Genomic DNA, 15,907 nt, shown 5'->3' on the forward strand with positions numbered 1-15,907 from the left:
GTTTTTATTTTCCAGACTCAACTTTTAAATACGTTCCATCGGCATAAACGTTATGTCCAAAGCCACAGCCCGACTCGCCTTCGCTTTGTTTAACTTGAATATAATTTCCTAATTTCGCGTTAGATTTAAAATCGAGCTGAATGCGGCAGTCTTCATTTTTATAAACCGTTTGCTTTTTATTAGTCGGCATTTTGGTGTCGAACTCACCCATGTTTGGGCCATAAATTAAGCTTCTAAGTCCCATATATAAACCGGCATAGCTGATTGCATATTGGCCCTGTTTACGACTTACCGTGATGTGATCCCACTCACCAAAACCAGAGTAACGGACATATTCACCTGATAAATCATTTGAGGGTTTAGGTGTAGGTAATTGCTTAAGATTAAATTGGCTAGATTTTGATTTTTCATCAAGCATAAACCATGATCTTGCCCAAAGTGGTTGACCTAATTTGGCATAGGCTAAGCCCACGTTATTGTTGGCAACTTCAATATCTCGGTCAGTAAATTTAACTGTGGTTTCATCTTCATTGGCTTTACAAAAAGCAGTCCAAGAGGCTTGGTTTTGGAAGTTTTCGAGCGCTTTTTTATATTGTTTTTGGTCGTAGAATTTCTTGCCTAAGCTCGCGTATTGCTTCACTTTATTACAGCTTTGTTGTAGCTCTTGTTCATAAGAAAACTCTGCATGCGTGACCGCCAAAGCTGAAAGTGTAAGAACCGCACAGCCTGTAATAATTGATTTAATCATTTTTAAAATTCTTTAATAATTAACTAATTATATAATATGAGCTGGCGCTCTAAATCACAATTATTTGAAACAAAAGTCTATAGAATGCCTTTAGTCTTGAATAAGAATTTATTAAATCAACTCAAAATAAATCATTGAAAATATTAAGCGTTAATTGGTTATTTTTGTTGAATATTCATCCAAAAAATATTGTAGACTGCATGCGTAAAACTTAGGAAGAATTATAAGAGTGAATAATCTAATTATTGGAAGCCTATTTGCGCTTTGTGCAGCTGCACTCAATGCCTCTATTGGTGTAATTAGTAAATTACTCATGCACAGTGGTTTAAACCCACAAGACATTGCCTTTTTAAAAACCATTATCGCCTTTTTCTTTTTAAGTGTTTTTTTATTTAAAGTGCCTGTTAGCCAAAAGCTTGCCTTTATTAGCAGCACACCAAGTAAACTCAGCGTTTTTACTCAAATTGCCATATGTGCTTTTTTAGGGATTTTCTCTTTATTCTTTTTCGAAACCATTGCCTATAACCATGGTGCTGCGGCTAATGTTGTGGTGGTACTCATGGCTTCGGCCGCCATCTCTGCCCTATTTTTTGGTCGATTCATTTTAAAAGAAAGCATCTACATTCATTCGCTTATTGGAACATTATTGGCTGTTGCGGGGATTAGTATCATTTCATGGAAAGGTGAAAATAGCCTTTTAATGCTGATCAATGCTTCTATTGCCGGCACGGGTTATGGCCTATTTTCGGTTTTAGTGAAAAAGTTCAAATTAAACGGCGGGCTGTTTCTGACTAAATATTTATTGCTGTTTGGTAGCGTTTATCTTGCGGTTCCGTTTTTAATTAATTTTCACAGCATTAATTTTAATAATGACATTGTTTTAGGTTTGATTGGTTTAGCTGTTCTGCCAACCATACTCGGCTTTTTCTGTACCACTAAAGCATTGTCTTATATGAGTGCAGCCAAAGTACAAGTGACTGAGCTTTCAGAACCGATTTTTGCAGCACTTATGGCTTGGGTTTTCATTCACGAACAGCCGACTTTATCGTTTTTATATGGCGCGATTTTTATTATTTTAGGCATTTTTTTAATGAACAGAGCGCCGAAATCAAACTAGTCGATTTCATCTATTTCGTTGGCGTGGTGACAAGCCACTTGCACCACACTGGCAAAATTAATTGCCATTTGCGAAGGGGCATGTTTCTTATAAGCAAGCCCTAAACCCACCGTAGGGACAGGCGCTTTCAAAGAGCGATAAGCCACGCCTTGTATTTGCAATTGTTTGGTCGACTCTGGCACCAAAGACACACCTAAGTTTGCAGACACCAACGATAAAATCGACACAATTTGCGGGGCATTTTGTCCAATTTTCGGTTCAAAGCCACGCTCATGGCAGGCTTGTTTAATCGCATCAAAAAGCCCTGCACTAATGGAAGGTGGCGAGACAATAAAATCAAGCTCTCGCAGTGCCGTTAAATCAATTTCTGGTGATGCATCGTCGAGTTGAAAAGACTCTGAAGGTAAAGCCGCAATGAGTGGTTCTGCTAATAATTCTTGAAGAATGAGGCTGTCCGGCATATTACGTGGCGAACGAATAATCGCGACATCTAAACGGTCTTCAAGCAATAAATCGATGAGAAGTAAGGTGTTGGCTTCTTCAAGCTTTAAATCCACTTTAGGATATTGCTGCTGAAAATAGCGAACGCATTTAGGAATGAGAGGGTTCAACATTGAAGTGCCTGTAAAGCCTAATCGCAATTGGCCCACTTCGCCATTTGCCACTTGTTTAACTAAGCTTGCTGCATCTTCTACACGCTGCTGTACGGGCTGAATGGCATTTAAAAAGGCAAGCCCTGCTTCGGTCAGTTCTACCCCATGAGGTGATCGAATAAATAAATCTGCACCCAGCTCTTCTTCTAAGTCTCGTATTTGCATGCTTAAAGGCGGCTGGCTCATGTTTAAGCGTTGCGCAGCTTTGGTAAAGTTTTTTTCTTCTGCTACCGCTAAAAAGTAGCGTATATGTCTTAGTTCCATCGCTATATATAAAACATATCATGACCCATTGTTAAATATATTAGAAAAATACCATTCAAATTGCTAATTTTAATTTATCGAATTTTCTCGATGCAGCACGCCTTCAAGCACTGCACTTTCTTTCTGTCATGGTCATGATATGAGTTCTTCATCTACACCCAGTACTTTAAGTACTGAGGCAACTTCTGTTCTTTCCCGTGAGTGGATTCACAAAGGGACTAAAGCCTATAAACACGCAGGATTTGCTTTATTCCTCGTAGGTTTTGCCAGTTTCTCTCTGATTTATTGTGTACAGCCACTCTTACCTGCATTTAGCCAAAGCTTCCAGATTAGCCCTGCGAGTAGCTCTTTGGCACTGTCATTAACGACTGCTTTTTTAGCGATTTCGATTGTGCTATCAAGCGCGTTTTCACAAGCGATTGGCCGTCGTGGTGTAATTTTTACATCAATGCTGTGTGCAGCAATTTTAAACATTGTCTCGATGTTTACCCCTAACTGGCACAGTTTGCTTATAGCACGTGCATTAGAGGGTTTGCTGCTCGGTGGTGTTCCCGCAGTGACAATGGCTTGGATTGCCGAAGAAATTTCGCCTGAGCACCTAGGTAAAACTATGGGTTTATATATTGCAGGTACGGCTTTTGGTGGCATGATGGGCCGTGTCGGTATGGGTATTTTGGTTGAATATTTTTCATGGCGCACAGCCTTAGGTTTACTTGGAGCAATCTGTTTTATTTGTTCGATTGCCTTTTTAAACCTACTCCCTGCTTCGCGTAATTTCGTCCAGAAAAAAGGGCTTAATTTAGGCTTTCACATGCAAATGTGGCGTGCTCATTTAAGCAATACTAAATTATTACGCCTGTTTGCTATTGGGTTCTTACTCACCAGTGTGTTTGTGACTCTGTTTAATTACGCGACTTTCCGCTTAAGTGGCGCGCCTTATTCACTGAGCCAAACACAAATTAGCCTTATTTTCTTGTCGTATAGCTTTGGCATGGTATCTTCATCTCTGGCAGGTAGCTTAGCCGATCGCTTTGGCAAAAAAACCATGATGATGAGTGGCTTTGCTTTAATGATTGTGGGAAGTCTCATGACCCTACTCAGCTCCCTTTTCGGCATTATTATTGGTATTGCATTCATCACCACGGGTTTTTTTATTACCCACTCACTCACCAGTAGTTCTGTGGGAGCCGAAAGCAAACAAGCTAAAGCACATGCTAGTTCGCTCTACTTACTGTTTTACTATATGGGTTCAAGTATTGTCGGCTCGGCGGGTGGTTGGTTCTGGTTACACGGTGGCTGGAGTGCGATTGTAGGCTTAACTGTTGTACTGTCATTACTTGGGATATTTTTAGTCATTTATACAAAACATGCGAAAGCGCATTAATGTGTTGAAACCCTAAATTTTTCAGGCTAAACCCAATGAGAATTTAAAAATGATATGAAAAAATTTAAATGCTCATTTTTTGGCTTGTAATTTTTTTAAGAAACTGTAAAATTCACTCCACGTTGCCGGCATAGCTCAGTTGGTAGAGCAACTGACTTGTAATCAGTAGGTCCACAGTTCGAATCCGTGTGCCGGCACCATCATCAAACCTCATGAATATTTGATTTATGGGGTTTTTTGTTGTCTGTGATTTTAGTCATAGTATATTCATACTGTTTTGAATGAAGGTATTTACCTAAAATTTTATTATAAACTCGAGCTTCAAAATATATTTTCTAAAACCAATTTATTCTTTTAACAGAAAAATATACGTTCTTAATTTATAAAAAAATATATTTTTAAAATAAGAAATATGAAAAAGATAAGATTATAATGCGCCACCAAATAAGGTCATATAAATAAGACCTATTTTATAAACTTTAATTCATTAAGATACCAATACGGAAAAGTATGAAACTTCGCTTTATTTTACCTGCTTTATTTCTAGCATTCCCTTTAACAACATATGCTCAAGAAACTGCATCTCAACCTCAAATTCAAACTACTACAAACCCACCCATTTGCTTAATTGAAGGTACTCCTTCAGCAGAGCACTATAAATCTATTAAACGTATTAAAGCCGCGAAAGGAACCTATGGTGGTTTTGAAGAAGTAAAACCTAAATTAGCTAACGTTGCCCGTAAATATGGTGCAGATGTGGTAATTAATTATCACCAAAGCCAAAGATTTGGCTTCTGGCCTTGGCGTATTGTTCGCCCAGTACTCACAGGTACTGCTGTGAAATGGAATACACCTTTTAACTGTGCAGCCCTAGGCGGTAAAGAAATTCGTTAATAAGAAATGAAAAAAGCCCAACATCCTGTTGGGCTTTTTTCGTATTTCGTTACTAGGTACACTTCCTGTAATACCTCACGTCCTGATGCTTAAACTTATTATTGTTGTTTTACGTTTCGGAACTTCCTGTTCCTGATGAGTTCATCATAGGCAATTCATCACGTCATAAAAAGACGCCAATTTCCCGAATGTATGTACGAAAAAGCGTACATGGTTCTTTTAAATTTAAAACTTGATTTATCTATCATGGAAATAAAAATATGAATTTATAAACAAGTTCTGTTCGTCAATTAAATAAGAAAACGATATAATGAGTTTATTACTTTATTTCTAAAATAAATTTAAAAATAACAAGGAACGAGATGTTTACTTTACCATCAAATATTTTTCAGCCCTTAGCGCTCATACTCGCATGCCTTATTTTCATTGTAAGTAAAATGCCGCAGCTAAAATATAGAAAAACTATATTATTTCTAGCTATTGGTAGCCTTACTTTAGTGATTATTTTAGGAATATTTGGTTTTTTTAATTAAGCTTTATTTCTTGCTCTTCTCTATCATTTTTTCAAAGTGTTTAAGGTTTGGGTTCAACGTATCCCATGCATAGGCTTGGCTCACAAACACCTCTGCTCTAGGCTGATAGAGACTCGGGTCATCAAGCGTACCTGCACGTATTGAAATCATTTCAGGTGCAATTTCAGGTAAGCCAAAAAGCTGAGAACCACACGTCGGGCAAAACGCTCTTTTAATAGCTCGGCCAGAAGATCCCAAAGTCTCAAAATATTTCAGCTCACCACTTACTTTCAATTCAGATTGGTGAAAAAAAGCGATTGGTGCATATGCTGAACCTGTGGCCTTTTGGCAATCTCGGCAATGGCAATTAAAGCTATAACGTGGCTCTGCTTCACTTTGGTAGCTCACAGCTCCACATAAACACGATCCTTGATATTTGGCTGACATAGCTCATCCTATTTTTTTATTGCTGTGATTTGAATATAACGTACATATCCATTTTGGTAGAGTTGTTGGCATAACTTTGCAGTCATTTGAATTTTAAAATTTGCCAATCCTCGGCTTTGCTTTTGTCCTTGTTGATTTTGAATATATTGCGAAAAACCGAGTAACACTTGCTTAGATAAATCTTCAATTTGAATATCGACAAAACCTTGTTGTTCCAAGGTTGCTCTGAGCATTTTTTCATTTGGCACAGTATCCCAAGCGACATTTGCTGCTTTGAGTAAATAACGATGCTTTTGTTCTTGTAGAGCGGTCATGTTTTGACATGAATCGGCACGCATTAGGTAGTGAAAACCTAATCGTCCTTTTGAATTTAAAACTGGAGCGATGGAATCTAGAAATGAATTTAAATTGCTGTGATAAGCGGCATCGATACACAACACCACATCGAAGCAATGTTTAAATTCAAATTGTTTTAAATTTAAAAATGAACCACAGAAAATCTGGCTTATTTCAGGAATAAGTTTTTGAATTTTATGGACACATTGGGCTTGTAAGTCTACTGCACTAAGGCTTTTAGGCTGATAATGCTGTAACCAGTGCAACAAACTTGCACCCTGTCCGCAGCCTAAATCTAAGAGATGATCTTTTGAATTTAAATTGACAGCTTGTGCCAAATGGTCAGCCAATTGGCGACAAGCTTCACGGTAGTTTTGGGTATTTTTCCAAAAACCCAAATTTGTCCAAGCAAGCTCCCCATCATCCCCTAAGCTTGATGCATCAATTGCATATTTATGAGGAATGAATCGAGAGAGAGCTGCTCGAACTTTTGTTTTCACAATTTTAGTAGCCGAGTTCTGGGGCAACTTCCACCTTAGGTTTTAAGCCTACAAATGGCAAAGGTGCACCTAAAATTTCAGCAATATGCATGGCAGAAGTCACTGCTGACTCTAAAATTGGCAAGCCATCGCACGACCATGAACCACAGTAAAATACTTTACGGTTTGGGTCTAAATGACGTTGTTGCAATTCTTTGTTTAAAGCAACTGTTTGTGAGTCTACAACCGCACGCGTTAAAGTCACTTTTGAAATAACTTTTTTAGGGTCAATATCAACCACTGGGCGCCAAGTTTGGAATACAGGATTTTTACCCACGAGTGTTGGCTCAACCGCATTCATCCAAACTGTAAATTGCTGACGCGTAAACTTACGGTCCATCATGTAGCTCAGCACTGACCAGTCCTTACGGCGTGGTGGCATAACGGTCGCATCGGTATGAATAACAAGATCACCTTGCTCAAAGCGGAATTGCTTAAGCAAGTTCATATCTTCTGCAAACTGTTCAGGATTTAAAAACTCATCGATTTTAGACGTTGGCGTTGCAACAATTACTCGATCAAATAAGTTCTGTTCGCCTTGGCTGTTTTCAACCAGTACTTTTTCGCCTTGTAATTCAACTTTCTTAATTGCCGATCCGCTATGGATATCGATGCCTTTAATCAAGCTATCTACAAATGCAGGTGTGCCACCTTTCATGCGCAATAACATGTCGCCATCAGTTAAGTGACGTAAAAACTCAAGTAAGTTTTTTGCAGGCCAATCGCCAATTGTTTTTGGATTACACGTACAAATTGTATAGAGCACTGGCATAACCACACCATGCCAGAATACTTCTTCAATATCGTTCTGATTAATAAATTCAGCGAGGGTAATATCTTGATTTTTAGATTTGAAAAACTGGTGAATCGCAGTTTTTAGTTGCAACATCCCTTTCACAAGACGCCAGCCATATTGCTGGATGCCTTTACGGTTATTGATAATCGGGAAATTACCAATACGGCTACGAGAAGTCGTTAACCATGTTTCCGTACGATCTTCGAATAACCAGCTACAAGACATATAAGTACGAACTGGGAAAGTTTTAATGCCTAAATGAGCAGCAAGGCTAAGTGTATTTTTCCATAAGTGAGGATTCATCACACGTAGCGGTGCATCAATAATTCCACCATCGAACTCAATGCTATGGCTATCCATTCCCCGGCCAGGAAGTGCTTCAAATATCGTGATCGTATGCCCTGCATCTTTCAGAATTCTTGCTGCCGCAAGACCTGCCATTCCACTGCCAATAATTGCGATATTCAAAATGATGTCCCATTTTTCGAGAATTTTTTTGATTATCACTCATACCCCAAAAAAACACCGTATTAAAAACTACCAGATTTTTATTTTTTGCATCAATTTATATAGAAAATATTTAGCTGCTAATCAGATCAAGTTTTTATATTTTTTTACAAAATCAGATAAGCCGATAAAACCTTATATTTTTTGAAAATTTAAAAAAAATCTTTTAAATAAAATAAGATAATTTAACTATTTTTATATCATTTGTTTTACAAGAATCTTTTTTTAATATATTATTAAGTCATAATAATGAGAAGCAAATCACATAAAACAATGCCGCAACAACAATGAAAACCATCATAAAAACAGAATCTTTACAGCGAAAAAGCCCGCTATTCACACTTGATAGCGGGCTTTTTATTACTTTGTTTTTAGAGGTTCTTCAAATGCAATTCGGCAATTTATGCTTCTTGCATGATTGAACCGAATTTTCCACGATTAAAATCATTAATCGCTTCCATAATCTCAGCTTTGGTATTCATGACGAATGGACCATAACCTTCGATTGGTTCATTGAGTGGTTGTCCAGTCAACACTAAAAATTTAGTGTCTTCTTCTGCATTTAAACTAAACTCAACACCCTCACGAGATAAAATCGCAACGGTTTTACCTTCCAGACGATTTGCATCATTAACCACAACCGCGCCATCTAATATCACAACAAGCGTGGTGTGGCCTTCAGGTACATAGAGGGTATGTTTTTGGCCTTTAACCAATTTACCGTCCCATACATTTAATGGACTAAATGTAGTTGCAGCACCTTTTGCATCTGCATATTCACCTGCAATCACGCGCAAATGACTACCTTGTTCGTCTAGTGCAATGTCTGGAATATCTTTAGCTTCAATCGCTTGGTATTTTCCAGGCGTCATTTTTGAATGAGCAGGTAAATTTACCCACAATTGCACCATTTCAAAAAGACCACCGTGCTCTGCAAATTCAGGAGAATGGAACTCTTCATGCAACACACCTGCACCCGCAGTCATCCATTGCACATCACCAGTTTTAATGGTTCCGCCGCCGCCGCTTGAATCTTTATGAGTCACCTCACCTTGGTAGGCGATGGTCACTGTTTCAAAGCCACGGTGAGGATGCGAACCGACACCTTGCTGTTCAGTCGTTGGCGAGAATGTATAAGGCGCTGCATAATCGAGTAGCAAAAATGGACTTAGGGTTTGGCCTAAACGGTCATAAGAGAATAGGTTATATACAGGGAAACCATCACCCACCCAATGCATGTGGTTATTTTGATATGCACCAAGAAATTTCTTCATCTGATCTCTCCTATATATGTAGGATTTTCTTGAACTGGTATTGATTTTACGCCTCAATAATTGCAGTTTATAGATCAGGATTAGCAACACATTATTTCATCTATGAGACAATCATAGAATTTAATGTGCTCTTTTTAAGATCGTCCTATTTTTAAAATTCTTAATCCTATTTTTTAGACTTAATCACGACATAAAACTCAACTAGCATAATTTTAGGCAATAACGACCTACTCAATAATTTTTGATTATTTATTTTGATAACACGAGGACATAAAAAATGGCTCAAGATTACGTGCGTTTAGACAAGGATAATGCTGCGGTTCTTTTAGTTGACCATCAAGCAGGTTTACTTTCTTTAGTTCGAGATATCGACCCAGATAAATTTAAAAACAATGTATTAGCACTTGCTGATGCTGCTAAATATTTTAATTTACCCACTATTCTTACTACGAGTTTTGAAAACGGTCCAAATGGTCCTTTAGTTCCTGAGTTAAAAGAGATTCATCCAGATGCGCCGTTCATCCCTCGTCCAGGCCAAATCAATGCATGGGACAATGAAGACTTCGTAAAAGCGGTTAAAGCGACAGGTAAAAAACAACTAATTATTGCAGGTGTGGTAACTGAGGTTTGTGTGGCATTCCCAGCTTTATCTGCACTCGCAGAAGGCTTTGAAGTATTTGTGATTACTGATGCTTCTGGTACTTTCAACGAATTAACACGTGATGCTGCTTGGGACCGTATGTCAAAAGCAGGTGCTCAGCTTATGACGTGGTTTGGTATGGCATGTGAATTACACCGTGACTGGCGTAACGACATCGAAGGTTTGGGTACATTGTTCTCAAATCACATTCCTGACTACCGTAACCTGATTTCAAGCTACAATCACAACACTAGCCAAAAATAAGTTCAATTGCCAAGATTAGAGTGCTTAAGCGCTCTAATCTTAAATTTAAATGGATTGATCGGACATTGATAAGTTCTTTTGATGATTTTTATTATTTCTATTTAGTCGTAAAACACGGCGGCTTTAGTGCAGCCAGTGATGCTGAAAATATTAGTAAATCTAAGCTCAGCCGACGCATTATTGACCTTGAAAATAAATTTAATGTCAGCCTGATTCAAAGAACAACACGTCATTTTAAGGTGACCGATTTAGGCCAAGAGTTTTATGAGGAATGCTGCAAGGTTATTACTCAAGTTGAATGTGCAGAAAACGTTTTGTTAAAGCAAAAAAGTGAGCCTCAAGGGTTAGTAAAAGTAAGCTGCCCACCTCTGATGATGCATTTTCAAATTAGAAAAATTTTAAATCAGTTTTTAAAAACCTACCCCAAAGTTGAGATCGCACTCGAGCTAACAAGCCGTCGAGTAGATATTTTGCATGATGATATCGACCTCGCGATTCGTACCAATTTTGAACCCAATGAAGATTCGAATTTAATTGTTCGTGATGTGATTAAAACCGATCATTGTCTGGTAGCTTCGCCTGAATTGTTGCAAGGTCGCATCATTGAACATTATTCAGAATTACAGGACTTTCCAAGTATTAGCTTAGGTACTCAAAAGCAAAATCCTATTTGGTATTTATGCAATATTCGTAATGGTGAAACTGTTGATGTGCCTTATCAACCACGAATCAAAAGTAATGATTTGGCTGGTGTGTATTATGCCGTCATGGATGGTTTAGGCATTGCCGACCTTCCTTTTTTAACCGTCGAATCTGAAATTCGTAAGGGTACGCTTATCCATATTCTTCCTGACTGGAAGTCGAATATTGGTACGCTGCAATTGGTTTATGTTTCGAGAAAAGGCCAGCGTCTTGTGGTTGAAAAGCTCATTGAAACGCTGATTGATGAACTCAGGCGTTTGCCTGAAAGTCGTGATGGCTATCTATCGACTTAAAATAAAAAACCGGTCACGAATGGGCATGACCGGTTTTTTGTGAAACATCACATACAGCATAACTGTATGTTTTCGTTCAGAACAAAACGAACTCGCTTTATTCCTTACTCAGATAAGTCTACGCAGAGGTATTTCATTTCGACATATTCTTCGATGCCGAATTTTGAACCTTCACGACCTAGACCTGACTGTTTTACGCCACCAAACGGAGCAACTTCATTTGAAATCGCGCCCGTGTTAATGCCGACCATACCGTACTCAAGTGCTTCACCCACTCGCCATTGACGAGCTGTGCTTTGAGTAAATAAATAAGCCGCTAAACCAAACTCGGTATCGTTCGCCATCGCCACTGCTTCATCTTCAGTTTTAAAGCGGAATAGTGGTGCAAGTGGACCAAAAGTTTCTTCTTTAGATACTTTCATGTCTTGCGTTACGCCAGTTAACACAGTCGGTTCAAAGAATGTACCGCCAAGTGCCGAACGCTGACCACCAATACGAACTGTTGCGCCTTTCTCAGTTGCATCTGCAATGTGGGACTGCACTTTTGCAATCGCATCTTCATCAATTAAAGGCCCTTGAGTTGAACCTTCTTGACGGCCATCGCCAACTTTAAGCTTAGACACAGCTTCAACCAAACGCTCTGCCAATGCATCGTAAATACCGTCTTGAACATAAATACGGTTAGCACATACACAAGTTTGACCGCTGTTACGATATTTACTTGCCATGATGCCCTGAACTGCTTGTTCAAGGTTGGCATCATCAAATACCACAACTGGTGCATTACCACCGAGTTCAAGCGATAGCTTTTTAATGGTTGGCGCACATTGTTGCATCAAGATACGGCCAACTTGAGTTGAACCTGTGAAGCTTAACTTACGAACAATATCGCTTTCACATAGGGTTTTACCAACTTCAACCGCATCACCACTAATGTTAATTAAAACATCAGCTGGTAAGCCTGCCTGTAACGCCAATACTTCAAGTGCATAGGCAGTTAATGGTGTTTGCTCTGCTGGTTTAACCAACATTGAACAACCCGCAGCAATCGCTGGACCTGCTTTACGCGTAATCATGGCAGCTGGGAAGTTCCACGGCGTAATGGCAGCAGTAACACCAATCGCTTGTTTAATCACGAGCAGACGTTGGTTTGGCAACGTAGGTGTTAAGACTTCACCATCAATACGGCGCGCTTGCTCGGCAAACCAGCGAATAAATGATGCTGCATAACCAATTTCACCACGTGCTTCTGCCAATGGCTTACCTTGCTCAGCCGTTAAGATTTGAGCCAGATTTTCTTTGTGCTCAAGCATGAGGTTGTACCATGCCAATAACACATCAGCACGCGCCAAAGCAGTTTGCTTTTTCCAAGCAGCTTGCGCTTTTGCTGAGCGGTTAATTGCGGCTTCAACTCCTGCACGGTCATAGGTTTTTACCCATGCCAAAGTTTCACCTGTAGCAGCATCATTAACTTCGATATAGTCATTTGATGCAGGTGCTTCTAATGAAATATCAGGATGTTTTAATAAATACTGCAAATTATTTTGAATCATGCAGATTGCTCCATTGCTTTTGCACTACCTGCTTTTAGAGTTGCAAAACCTTGTTTCAAGATATCAAGGCCTTGACGGAATTGTTCAGCAGGAATGGTTAATGGATATAAGAAACGAATTACATTACCGTATTTACCACAAGTAAGAAGTAACAACCCGTTTTCCATTGCATAGTTTTGTACAACTTTTGCTTGTTCAGCTGTTTCAAGCTCTACTGCAACCATTGAACCCAATGCACGAATATCAGTTACGACGTCACCTGTTGCTTGCTGAATATCTTTAAGTGCGACAACTAACTCTGCACCTAATTCATTTGCACGGTCGCATAGGTTTTCTTCTTCAATCGCATCAATCACCGCGTGCGCAGCAGCAACCGCAATTGGGCTACCTGCGTAAGTACCGCCTAAACCACCAGGGTTTGGTGCATCCATCACTTCTGCACGGCCAACAACACCTGAAATAGGGAAACCACCACCCAAGCTTTTCGCCATCGTGATGAGATCTGCTTTAGTCTCGTAATAGTTCATTGCAAATAATTTACCAGTACGGGCAAAACCAGATTGCACTTCGTCGGCAACCAATAAAATACCGTGCTTGTCGCAAATTGAACGTAAACGTTTTAGGAACTCAGCTGGCACAACATTGAAACCGCCTTCACCTTGTATTGGCTCAAGTACGATTGCCGCAACATCATGTGGTGCAATATCTTCACTGAAAATATCTTCAACGCTTTCAATTGCCGCGTCTACTGAAATACCTTTAGCAGGCACTGGGTAACGCGCGTGGAACACACCCGCTGGCATTACACCGAAATCACGTTTGTAAGGCGCTGTTTTACCTGTCATTGCCATCGTCATGAATGAACGACCGTGGAAACCGTTACCAAAAGTGATAATGCCGTGACGACCTGTATAAGAACGAGCAATCTTCACCGCATTTTCAACTGCTTCTGCACCAGTTGTGAAAAAAGCAGACTTTGCAGGACCAGCAATTGGCGCGCGTTCATTAATACGCTCAGCTAAAGCGACATAGCTTTCATATGGTGTTACTTGATAGGCAGTATGCGTAAATTTAGTGAGTTGCTCAGTCACCGCTGCAATCACTTTAGGGTGGCGATGGCCTGTGTTTAAAACCGCGATACCACCAGCAAAGTCGATAAATTGGTTGCCTTCCTTGTCCCAAAGCGTAGCATTTTCAGCTTTTTCCGCATACCACTGGCACATCACGCCTACACCACGTGGAGTTGCTTGCTGTTTACGTGCGTTAAGTGCAGAATGTTGATTATCCATTTGATTCCCTCATATTTTCATCATCAGTTGCAGCTTTGGTTTCTTGCATCCTGTGCTTAATTTTCAGGGTGCTTTACAACGACTGCCTATGCATGTAATTTCGCTCGTCTGATGCCAACTGACGAGAGCCACTTTTTAACTGTAGGAGAGAGCCAATTGCGTAGTTTACTTGGAGATCATTTGCTGCAACGACTCCAACAGGACACTGAAGGGAAACTACATCAACGCCTTTTCCGTTGCCTGCGTGGTGCCATTATTGATGGAGTCATCCAGCCCAAGACTCGTCTACCTGCGTCACGCGACTTAGCCAGTGAAATTCATGTTTCAAGAAATACGGTGCTTAGTGCCTATGAACAACTACAAGCTGAAGGCTATTTAGAAGCACGGACAGGACATGGCACATGGGTTGCCGAAAAATTACCAGAGAGTTTTTTAAATACACAAAACAAGAAAAAAGTGGTTTCAAGCCCGAAAGTTCAAAATTCTTATGCGCTATCACAGCGTGGTTCCAACTTATTGGGCTATGCCGCAGCGTCGCCACACCAATGGGGAGCTTTCGTGCCGGGAGCACCAGATGTGACTGAGTTCCCACATCATATTTTTAGTCGTATTCAAGCACGTTTAAGCCGAGAGCCTGACATTAACCGCCTGATTTATAGCAATGCTGGTGGATGTATTGAGCTTCGAAGTGCATTGGCAGATTACTTACGTGTTGCACGTTCAGTCCAGTGCGATGCAGACCAGATTATTATTACCGAAGGCATTCACCAAGCGATCGACTTAGTCTCGCGTGCGCTCAGTGATATGGGAGATAAAATCTGGATTGAAGATCCTGCTTATTGGGGAATGCGTAATACGTTACGTATTAATGGTCTCGATATTCAGCCAATGCCTGTCGATGCTGAAGGCATTATTCCTGAGGAAAATCCGGCCAAGCCTCCTAAACTCATTTTTGTCACGCCTTCACACCAATATCCGCTTGGCTCTCATTTAAGCCTAAACCGCCGACGTAAACTGATTGAGATTGCACGTCAGCACAATAGCTGGATTGTCGAAGATGACTATGACAGTGAGTTCCGTTTCTCAGGCCAGCCTTATCCATCTTTACAAGGCTTAGAAAATGATGCGCCTGTGCTGTACATGGGCACATTCAGTAAAACCATTTATCCGTCCTTAAGAATTGGATATCTAGTCGTACCTAAGCCATTATTTTCACCATTACGCATTGTGGCAGCCGAGCTGTATCGTGGTGGGCACTTGCTTGAGCAAAAAGCTCTAGCTGAATTTATTCGTGAAGGTCATTACGAAGCGCATATTCGCCGTATGCGCCTACTCTATGGCAAGCGCCGCGACTACTTGGTGAGCTTAATTCAACGCTATCTTGGCCCCGAATTTATTCATGAATATGACGAAGCCGCAGGGTTACATCTGGTTTTAAAACTACCAAACGCTTGTGATGATGTCGCAATTGCAGCGACTGCGCTTGAACGTGGCGTTAAAGTTCGACCACTGTCTCAGTACTACATGCAGTCGCATGCTCACGCAGAGCGCGGTTTACTCATGGGCTTTGCCTGTGTAAACGAAAAAGACATGGTGATGGCTTTTGGCGTCTTGCTTCAATGCTTACGTGAAGCAGGCGTACCTACGCTAAATTAACTATTCTCTCGTATCAAAACAAACAAAAAGAGCCTCACA

General features: G+C 40.1%; 15 protein-coding genes and 1 tRNA gene. 7 read left to right on the forward strand and 9 right to left on the reverse strand.

Features of this window, described 5'->3' with window-relative positions:
* Positions 1 to 4 precede the first annotated feature (4 nt).
* A complete protein-coding gene (locus F928_RS17705; protein WP_005078574.1) occupies positions 5 to 748 on the reverse strand; it encodes a hypothetical protein in 744 nt (247 codons plus the stop codon).
* A 229-nt stretch (positions 749 to 977) separates the two neighbouring features.
* On the opposite strand from F928_RS17705, the gene F928_RS17710 reads away from it, so the two are divergent.
* Positions 978 to 1,865 carry a DMT family transporter gene (locus F928_RS17710; protein WP_005078576.1) on the forward strand — a complete coding sequence of 296 codons (888 nt, stop codon included), beginning with the start codon at positions 978 to 980 and terminating at the stop codon, positions 1,863 to 1,865.
* Here the strand turns inward: F928_RS17710 and sxtR are convergent.
* Complete coding sequence (gene sxtR / locus F928_RS17715) at positions 1,862 to 2,782, reverse strand: multidrug efflux pump transcriptional activator SxtR (protein WP_005078578.1); 921 nt, start codon at positions 2,780 to 2,782, stop codon at positions 1,862 to 1,864. The two genes, F928_RS17710 and sxtR, sit on opposite strands and share 4 nt — an antisense overlap.
* A gap of 139 nt (positions 2,783 to 2,921) precedes the next feature.
* On the opposite strand from sxtR, the gene sxtP reads away from it, so the two are divergent.
* Positions 2,922 to 4,166 (forward strand): multidrug efflux MFS transporter SxtP, encoded by a 1,245-nt coding sequence (gene sxtP / locus F928_RS17720; RefSeq protein WP_005078580.1) that lies wholly within the window; start codon positions 2,922 to 2,924, stop codon positions 4,164 to 4,166.
* 124 nt (positions 4,167 to 4,290) lie between these two features.
* Positions 4,291 to 4,366, forward strand: a tRNA-Thr gene (locus F928_RS17725).
* 3 nt (positions 4,367 to 4,369) lie between these two features.
* On the opposite strand, the gene F928_RS22420 is transcribed toward F928_RS17725, so the two are convergent.
* Entirely contained in the window at positions 4,370 to 4,498 is a 129-nt protein-coding gene (locus F928_RS22420) for a hypothetical protein (protein ID WP_119029979.1), read from the reverse strand.
* A gap of 178 nt (positions 4,499 to 4,676) precedes the next feature.
* On the opposite strand from F928_RS22420, the gene F928_RS17730 reads away from it, so the two are divergent.
* Entirely contained in the window at positions 4,677 to 5,060 is a 384-nt protein-coding gene (locus F928_RS17730) for a hypothetical protein (protein ID WP_005078582.1), read from the forward strand.
* Between the two features lie 536 nt (positions 5,061 to 5,596).
* Here F928_RS17730 and F928_RS17735 read toward each other — a convergent pair.
* From F928_RS17735 to F928_RS17750, 4 genes are all read right to left on the reverse strand, one after another.
* Positions 5,597 to 6,019, reverse strand: a complete 423-nt coding sequence (locus F928_RS17735; protein ID WP_005066916.1) for a GFA family protein — start codon at positions 6,017 to 6,019, stop codon at positions 5,597 to 5,599.
* Between the two features lie 8 nt (positions 6,020 to 6,027).
* Entirely contained in the window at positions 6,028 to 6,855 is an 828-nt protein-coding gene (gene chiG, locus F928_RS17740) for an SAM-dependent methyltransferase (protein ID WP_016805960.1), read from the reverse strand.
* Between the two features lie 4 nt (positions 6,856 to 6,859).
* Positions 6,860 to 8,158 (reverse strand): FAD-dependent oxidoreductase, encoded by a 1,299-nt coding sequence (locus tag F928_RS17745; protein WP_005078588.1) that lies wholly within the window; start codon positions 8,156 to 8,158, stop codon positions 6,860 to 6,862.
* Positions 8,159 to 8,598: 440 nt separating this feature from the next.
* Positions 8,599 to 9,471, reverse strand: coding sequence for a pirin family protein (locus tag F928_RS17750; RefSeq protein ID WP_005078590.1), 873 nt, complete (start codon positions 9,469 to 9,471; stop codon positions 8,599 to 8,601).
* 277 nt (positions 9,472 to 9,748) lie between these two features.
* Here F928_RS17750 and ycaC point away from each other — a divergent pair, with 277 nt between their 5' ends.
* Both ycaC and F928_RS17760 read left to right on the forward strand, forming a co-directional pair.
* Complete coding sequence (gene ycaC, locus F928_RS17755; protein WP_005078592.1) at positions 9,749 to 10,375, forward strand: isochorismate family cysteine hydrolase YcaC; 627 nt, start codon at positions 9,749 to 9,751, stop codon at positions 10,373 to 10,375.
* A gap of 20 nt (positions 10,376 to 10,395) precedes the next feature.
* Positions 10,396 to 11,370: a LysR substrate-binding domain-containing protein gene (locus F928_RS17760; RefSeq protein ID WP_005078594.1), complete on the forward strand. Its 975-nt coding sequence runs from the start codon at positions 10,396 to 10,398 to the stop codon at positions 11,368 to 11,370.
* Between the two features lie 104 nt (positions 11,371 to 11,474).
* On the opposite strand, the gene F928_RS17765 is transcribed toward F928_RS17760, so the two are convergent.
* Together F928_RS17765 and gabT are read right to left on the reverse strand one after the other, a co-directional pair.
* Positions 11,475 to 12,923 (reverse strand): NAD-dependent succinate-semialdehyde dehydrogenase, encoded by a 1,449-nt coding sequence (locus F928_RS17765; RefSeq protein WP_000615686.1) that lies wholly within the window; start codon positions 12,921 to 12,923, stop codon positions 11,475 to 11,477.
* Positions 12,920 to 14,212, reverse strand: coding sequence for a 4-aminobutyrate--2-oxoglutarate transaminase (gene gabT / locus F928_RS17770; protein WP_005078595.1), 1,293 nt, complete (start codon positions 14,210 to 14,212; stop codon positions 12,920 to 12,922). The genes F928_RS17765 and gabT overlap by 4 nt, the downstream gene beginning before the upstream one ends.
* Positions 14,213 to 14,368: 156 nt before the next feature.
* Between gabT and F928_RS17775 the strand changes: the two genes are divergently transcribed.
* Entirely contained in the window at positions 14,369 to 15,868 is a 1,500-nt protein-coding gene (locus tag F928_RS17775; protein ID WP_016805962.1) for a MocR-like pyridoxine biosynthesis transcription factor PdxR, read from the forward strand.
* Positions 15,869 to 15,907: the final 39 nt, after the last annotated feature.

Origin of the sequence: Acinetobacter pittii ATCC 19004 = CIP 70.29 (genome assembly GCF_000369045.1) — a bacterium.
Lineage (GTDB): Bacteria > Pseudomonadota > Gammaproteobacteria > Pseudomonadales > Moraxellaceae > Acinetobacter > Acinetobacter pittii.